The organism is Acinetobacter sp. 24-47-39, assembly GCF_056783825.1.
The window spans coordinates 124,663-131,267 of record NZ_JBWYIP010000011.1; the positions used below are offsets into that span (position 1 = coordinate 124,663).

Annotated in this window: 6 protein-coding genes; 5 read left to right on the forward strand and 1 reads right to left on the reverse strand. The window is 37.2% G+C overall.

Going from position 1 to position 6,605, the window contains the following annotated elements; translation table 11 throughout:
* Nucleotides 1-876 (reverse strand): DUF2797 domain-containing protein, encoded by an 876-nt coding sequence (locus tag AC1M9C_RS11205; RefSeq protein ID WP_481587632.1) that lies wholly within the window; start codon nt 874-876, stop codon nt 1-3.
* A gap of 31 nt (nt 877-907) precedes the next feature.
* On the opposite strand from AC1M9C_RS11205, the gene AC1M9C_RS11210 reads away from it, so the two are divergent.
* The 5 genes from AC1M9C_RS11210 (at nt 908) to AC1M9C_RS11230 (ending at nt 6,247) form a co-directional block, all read left to right on the forward strand.
* Nucleotides 908-1,375: a DUF6231 family protein gene (locus AC1M9C_RS11210; RefSeq protein WP_092767830.1), complete on the forward strand. Its 468-nt coding sequence runs from the start codon at nt 908-910 to the stop codon at nt 1,373-1,375.
* A gap of 101 nt (nt 1,376-1,476) precedes the next feature.
* Nucleotides 1,477-2,091, forward strand: a complete 615-nt coding sequence (locus AC1M9C_RS11215) for a YidB family protein (protein ID WP_035269150.1) — start codon at nt 1,477-1,479, stop codon at nt 2,089-2,091.
* Between the two features lie 163 nt (nt 2,092-2,254).
* The gene (locus tag AC1M9C_RS11220) at nt 2,255-2,716 is read left to right on the forward strand and encodes a hypothetical protein (RefSeq protein WP_481587631.1); all 462 of its coding nucleotides are present in this window, start codon (nt 2,255-2,257) and stop codon (nt 2,714-2,716) included.
* The gene (locus AC1M9C_RS11225) at nt 2,713-4,308 is read left to right on the forward strand and encodes a GMC oxidoreductase (RefSeq protein ID WP_481953702.1); all 1,596 of its coding nucleotides are present in this window, start codon (nt 2,713-2,715) and stop codon (nt 4,306-4,308) included. The genes AC1M9C_RS11220 and AC1M9C_RS11225 overlap by 4 nt, the downstream gene beginning before the upstream one ends.
* Nucleotides 4,309-4,369: 61 nt before the next feature.
* A complete protein-coding gene (locus AC1M9C_RS11230; protein ID WP_481953703.1) occupies nt 4,370-6,247 on the forward strand; it encodes a 5'-nucleotidase C-terminal domain-containing protein in 1,878 nt (625 codons plus the stop codon).
* Nucleotides 6,248-6,605 lie beyond the last annotated feature (358 nt).

A 6,605-nucleotide genomic window follows, 5' to 3' on the forward strand; every position in this document is an offset into this window, starting at 1 on the left:
TTATGAGTCGGCACGAATTTTTAATTCATAACCCGTATATTTGCGTATATTGATTACCCCTGTGTCCATAATCAGATATTGTCCTTTGATACCGTGCAGTTTTCCACGTATGACTGGTGTTTTGTCTAAGTTATGCGATTTAATTTTTTCAGGATATTGATCGACAGGATAAATGAATTCACGAGGAAGTTCGTTTTCTAAAATTTCTACATTTTCATTGAAATCTAGGCTCATGCTGAACTCATCTCGAATCGTTTCAATTTGAGGTTCAAACTCCGTGAGTAATTCATCTCTGATCTCTAACAAATTTACCTTTTCCGCTTCACCTTTCAGCAATTTTCTCCAGTCTGTTTTATCAGCGACTTGCGCACCAAACATGACTTCAAGTTGTCCTGATAGCCGACGAGAGCCCACTTTCATAATAGGTAAAGCTTGGGTAGCCCCTTGATCCAGCCAACGTGTTGGCATTTGACCTAAACGGGTAATGCCAACCTTTAATGCACTTGAATTGGCAAGATAGACAATATGGGGTTGAAAGCATACTTCTTGAGCAAAGCTTTCTTCACGACAAGTCCCTAAATGGTAATGGCATGTTTCTGGCTTCATAATACACATATCACAGGCTGCTTTCGTTTTCATGCATTTAAAGCAGTGACCTTGGGAGTATGATTTTGGTGTTTTATTCCCACAGGAAACACAGTAAATTTTGCCGGTCCATTCAATTTCAATTTCTTGACCTAAGTTGAACGGGAGATTGATTTCTGAACGATCTAAAATAAATTTATATTCAACATTTGCCTGTTGTGTTTGTTGTTCAGTTACACTTAGGTTGGTTAAACCAGCGTGCATTTTATGACAAATGCCCTGTAATTCCATGCTTTAATCTCACTCAAATAAGGTGCAGCTCATGGCTGAGAAAAATGTCATCACGTCAATGCTAGACGATTTATCTAAAGAACAGCCAATTCAAACTGCCGTATGTCTTGGTCAGGATCTCAGCCAAGACTATGCTCAAACAATCCAATGGAATCATTTTAACGTAACTGAATTTTTAATGCTTCCTTTTCAGCAACGCTATGATCTAGGTGTTGTGATTTTAAATAATGAACAGATGGATACACTATCAACCCATCATAAATCACAAATGTTGGTAAAACTGCGTGATTTAATGGCAAAAAGAATCGTCGTGTTGAGTCATATTGCAGATGAGCAATTGTTAAGAAGTCTGGGATTCACGCAACTCATTGAGCAAAAAAATACAGAGCAAGATTTCGCCTTATGGCAATTCAATATTTTGAATTATAAGCATGTGCCAGATTGGTTTAATTCTAAGTTTTGGGCTAATCCAGAAAATTGGAATAAGTTTCGATGGTAATGGCAAACTTTGAGTTTATCAAAACACAACAATTTCAAGGTACAAAGCCATGTTTTTAACGATATGCTGATTAATGAAAATAAGAATGCAAAGGTGTCTTGATGACAAATTTAAGTAATATCGTTGAAATTTTAGCGAAACAGGCTTTAGGCGGTAATCAACAATCTAATCAATCGGGATTGGGTGGTGTACTTGGTTCGGTACTCGGAAGTTTAACGGGACAAAATAATCAGACCAATCAAAACCAACAACAAGGTGGATTGGGAGGGATTTTAGGATCTGTACTTGGTGGTTTATCGGGTAGTCAATCTGGTGGTGTAGGCAAATCATCAGGTCTAAACGCTCAAACCTTATTAATCGCAGTAGTTCCTTTAATTCTCAATTGGATTCAAAAAAATGGCGGTTTGCAAGGTGCACTTGATCAACTGAAAGGTCAGGGTCTGACGAGTCAAGTGGATGATTGGGTGTCAACTGGTCCTGGTGAAAATGCCAATGTCAGTACGCAACAAGTTCAAAATTTATTTGATCAGCAAGATGTCGAGCAAGTTGCACAAGAAGCGCAAGTTCCTAAACAGGATGTATACAGTGCGATTTCTTCAGTTTTACCACAAATTATTGATTCGCTTACACCTCAAGCAAACAAGACCGATCCGCAAGAAGCGAATTCAGATATACAAAATGTGTTGAATCTTGTATCAGGATTTTTAAAGAAATAAAGTGAAATTAATTTAAGTTGAAAAGCCGGATGTGACATACATTCGGCTTTTTTTATGAAATCGATCAAAGTATGTGTGTGGAATAAAATTTAAACGATTGATATATTTCAGAAAGAAGCATAGGACATGCTGAATAAAACAAAAATCATTGAGGGAGAAATTCATGATCCGTAAGGAGCATTTAATCACTGCTTCGTTGTCCTCGATTAAGGCAACCTATCAACAACTTTCATCCGCGCCACTTTCCATGAGACAAGGAGAATATAAGGCTCAGTTTATTGGTCCTTGGTGGTTAAGAGTGTCTGCAGCACCGAGTTTATTTTTAAGTGGATTGGGGGGATGGTTTGGGAAAAAATTCATCAATCAAAATTTAGTCACTAATATTTTAATCAATCACGGGCAGAAAAGTGAAAAGCTTCAAATGGAGTGTGTAGAAGAAGCGTCTTTGATTGATGGAAAACAAACGATCGCCCTGCATTATGGGGAGACAGCACCAATTCCATGGCGTTGGGTGGTTGATGAGTTAAGACAGCTTGATGAACATACGATGTTGTGTATGACTATCATTAATCTTCCTTTTTTAAAGCATTTTTCATTTCCATTTATTCTAAGTCGTGATGTATGAAATCAAAATTTGAATATGATGTCATTATTGTAGGTTCAGGCTTTGGTGGAAGTGTATCTGCGCTAAGATTGTCTGAGCTTGGATTAAAAGTAGCTGTGCTAGAGCAGGGAAGAAGGCTCACTGAAGATGATTTACATCGTGCAAGTCGGAGTTCTAAATACTTAAATTGGGCACCGACGTTAGGGATGAAGGGTTTTCTTGCACAAGACGTATTCCAACATATGGGTGTGGTTCGAGGGGTTGCCGTTGGTGGTGGCAGTGTTGTTTATGCTGCTGTGTTGTTAAAACCAGGTCAAAAGTTTTATCGTGATCCAACTTGGAGTCATTTGTCAGAAGACTGGGAGAGGGAATTACAACCGCACTATCAGATGGCTCAGTCCATGCTAGGTGTAAGTTTAAATCCATATAAAGGTCAGCAAGATGAGTGGTTAAAACAAACAGCAGAAAAAATGGGTTCTGGAGATAGTTTCGACACCGTCCCACAGGGAATTTACTTTGGTGATCCTCATCAATCGGTGAGTGATCCGCTTTTGAATGGTCAAGGTCCCGAACGAATAGGCTGTAATCAGTGCGGAAATTGTATAACGGGGTGTGCACAGGGCGCGAAGAATAGTTTGGATAAAAACTATTTATATCTTGCAGAGAAAAATGGAGTTGAGATTATTCCAGAAACCAAAGTGACTCATCTTTCACATGTTGATGGAAAATATATCATTCATACATATCAGTCATTTAACTCCAAAGAAAAACAAGATTACTCTGCGAAACAGGTCATTATATCCGCAGGTGTTATAGGAACCGTTGAAATTCTGTTTGCTTCAAGAGATGTGTATAAAACCCTACCGAATATTTCTGGTCAGTTAGGTGAGTATATTCGAACCAATAGTGAGGCGATTGTTGCAATCTCTAATAATGATAAAACAATGGATTTAACGAGAGGGACGACCATTTCCAGTCATTTTCATGCAGATGACAAAACACATATTACTCAGAATCGATTTCCAGCAAGTTATGAGTTTATGAAGTTTTATATGGGACCACTGGTCAATGGCGATCAACCTCTAAAACGTGCACTCCATGTTTTAAAGCATTTTTTTCTGCACCCCTTTGTTTCAACTCGATCATGGCGTTCTAAAAACTGGCATAAACGTGTCACTGTATTAACCGTCATGCAACAGGCAGACAATCAACTAAGATTTGTATATGGACGTACTGCACTCAGAGGTTTTAGGCGTTTTTTGAAAACGCAGGTTTCAGTTGGAGAAAGAGCGCCGTCTTTTATACCGTTAGCAAATGAAGCTGCGGAAAAATTTGCTGAAGTAAGTGGTGGTCAAGCACAGAATAATATGTTGGAAAGTATGGGGCACTTATCTGTTACAGCTCATATATTGGGTGGTGCAGTTATGGCTGAAGATTCCTCCAAAGGTGTGATTGACTCTAATCATCAGGTTTTTGGCTATCAAGGCTTATATGTGGTTGATGGAAGTGCGATTCCTGTGAATGTTGGTGTTAATCCGAGTTTGACCATTACGGCATTAGCTGAGCGATTTGCAGAAAAATATAAAATTAGTCATTTCGATAAAGTGTCATAAATCCACCATCATAATGTCATATCTTCGTTGAATACTCTTGGTTTAAAAAAGGAGTATTCAAATGAAGAACAAGATAAAAATAACAGGTCTTCTATTAACGACATCGTTATTGCTAAGTAGTTGTGGTGGAGATGACCAAAAACCTATTCCTAATATTACACAACCCTCAGAATTAAAAATTCTTCATATTAATGACCATCACTCCCATTTAGATGGTGAAGAGCTTAGCTTTAATTTTGATTTAGGTCATGGTGAAGAAAAACTAGTCGTTTCGCGTGGTGGATTTTCTCGTGTAGCAACATTTATGAATCTAATAGCAGAAAATCATCCGAATGTGGTGAAAATGCATGCTGGCGATGCGATAACAGGAGATTTGTATTACAACCTGTCAAATGGAAAAGCTGATGCTGAAATGATGAATACAGTGTGCTTTGATACTTTTACCTTGGGAAACCATGAATTTGATGCAAAAGATCAAGGCTTAAAAGATTTTATTGGTTTTTTAGACGAAGGACACTGTAAAGAGCGAACTGAGATTCTTTCTGCAAATGTTGAATTTGGGGTGAGTTCACCTTTATATCAGACAGATCGGATTCAAAATTCTATTGTTCTTGAGCGGGATGGGGAAAAATATGGGGTTGTGGGACTCACCATTGCATCAAAAACTAAAAACTCCTCTCAACCAAATCAAGACACATTATTCCAAGATGAAATTACAGTAGCTCAAAATGAGATTAATCAACTCAAAAAACAGGGAATTAAAAAAATTATTTTACAAACACATGTAGGCTATGAACTAGATCAAAAATTAGCACAAGAACTTACGGATGTGGATGTGATTATTGGAGGCGACTCCCACACATTGTTTGGACCTCATATATTAGAAAAGTATGGTATGTCTCCTGTCGCTGCCTACCCATTACAACTGAAAAATAAAAATGGCGAATCTGTTTGTGTTGCTCAAGCATGGCAATACAATTATGTGGTTGGTGAGCTTAACGTAAAATTTAATGCAGATGGTGCGGTTCAAAGTTGTGTGGGTACACCGCATGTGTTAATTGGCGATGATTTTAAACGTAAGCAAAATAATGAAAGAGTCAGTGATCAAGAAAAAAAATATATAGAACATCAATTCGAAAAAGAACAAGCTCCTTTTTCTATTGTTAAAGAAGATCAAAATATTTTGAGTGTCTTAGAGCCCTATAAGCAATCTAAAAAATTATTTGCAGCCAAAGTTGTTGGGCAGGCAGTAGATAATTTATGTTCGAGACGCGTGCCAGGAACGCAATTTGATCGTTCACGATCATCTTTAGGTAATGTGTGTAATTTAAATGCGCATGTCGATGCCCATGGTGGTGATATTCAACAAATGGTTGCCGAAGCATTTCTTAAACAAGGCAAAGAATATTTTAATGCTGATATTTCATTTCAAAATGCAGGTGGAGTAAGAGTTGATTTGGCGAAAGGAAATATCACGGTAGCGGATATCTACCAAGTCTTACCTTTCAAAAATACGCTCGTTCAATTAAATATGAGTGGTCAAGAAATTAAAGATACGCTTGAAGATGCCATTTCAGGCGTGATTGAACAAAAAAATACTGGAAGTTATCCGTATACCGCTGGATTAACTTGGCAAGTTGATATGACGCAGCCTAATGGAAAGCGTATTACAAATATTCAAGTCAGAAATGGAGCTGACCAGCTCATACCATTAGATTTAAATCAGTCATATAAAATTGTGACCATCAATTTTTTAGCTGATGGGGCTGATTACTATCATACATTGAAAAAAATTACAGGTGAGCGTCGAATAGAAGTTGGATTGGACTATGCAGAAGCATTCTTAAATTACTTAAATTCCATAGATGGTCATCAAGAAATGAAAACAATTCGAAAATTACCTACTTCATATTATAGTACTCAAAAATACATAGAATAAGATTTAGAGCTTTTTGATCTGAAAATCCCCAATTTAATTGGGGTTTTTTAATTTAATTAATCGTTTTTGTGTATTTTTTAGTGTAAAAAACATAAATTTGCTTAAAAAATAAACACGCATGAGTTTTTGTTGAAATAAGGGGTTGCAAGGTAGGAAAAAATCTATAGAATGCACCCCATACCGACGAGATATACGGAAACGAACGAAGCAGATTGCTGAGTTGTTAAGTGTTTCGAGTCCAGCTTCTATCATTGACGAGATGTTAGAAAGATCATTAAGAGATTATGAAGAACAACTTGTGTGGATTTTTACTGGTTGATTGATCGATATATATTATCATTGATAATTGGTAGAAATT